The 751-nt window shown below is 34.1% G+C and carries 1 protein-coding gene; it reads right to left on the minus strand.

Going from position 1 to position 751, the window contains the following annotated elements:
• Window positions 1–462: 462 nt before the first annotated feature.
• A partial coding sequence (locus MAGTDC_RS03830; protein WP_278046998.1) for an FAD-binding protein occupies window positions 463–751 on the minus strand: 289 nt, incomplete at its 5' end.

The raw sequence follows: 751 nt of genomic DNA on the forward strand, positions 1-751 counted from the left end.
ATATACAAAACGATACTAAAGCCAATATGGACTTATGGCGTAGAGCTATGGGGTTGCTCCAAGGTATCTAACACAATAATTCTCCAAAAATTTCAATCGAAAACTCTCCGCATAATAACAAACGCTCCATGGTTTGTCTCAAATCAAACCATTCACGACGATCTCAAAATGCCATTCATGAAAGATGTGATTCAAACGCAAGCTATAAAATACAGAGAACGGATTACAGATCATCAAAATCACTTAATTAGGGAATTGTCCAACCGGCAGATAGCAGAAGAATACTAAGAAAAATTGGCCAGAAGATCTAGTCAGACGAGCAGCTGAGAACTGTCGATGGGCAGTATCCGCTTCACGCCAATCTTCATTCATCACAATTACTTAATACTTATGTTCTAATTTGAGTAGATTGTAAATTTTGATATAATAAATAAAATAAAAAATAAAACTTGGGAATCAGGTTTAGTTCTTTGTTGCAAAAGAGTTTATGCATTGTTCTTGCTTGTTCAATTCTTGGTTTATATTAATATCTACATTTTTATTACTATCCAATCACTTCATCATTCCAGATATAACATCAAACATATCAATAGTTAAAGAATAATCAGCCATCGACATAATAGCGGCATCTTTATCAGTATTAACTTCAACAATTGTTTTAGCATCTTTGACACCAATCATGTGATGATCTGATCCGGATATACCAAATGCAATGTAAAGTTTAGGAGCTATAGTCGAACCTGCACTTCCA

The organism is Candidatus Hodgkinia cicadicola (assembly GCF_002774925.1).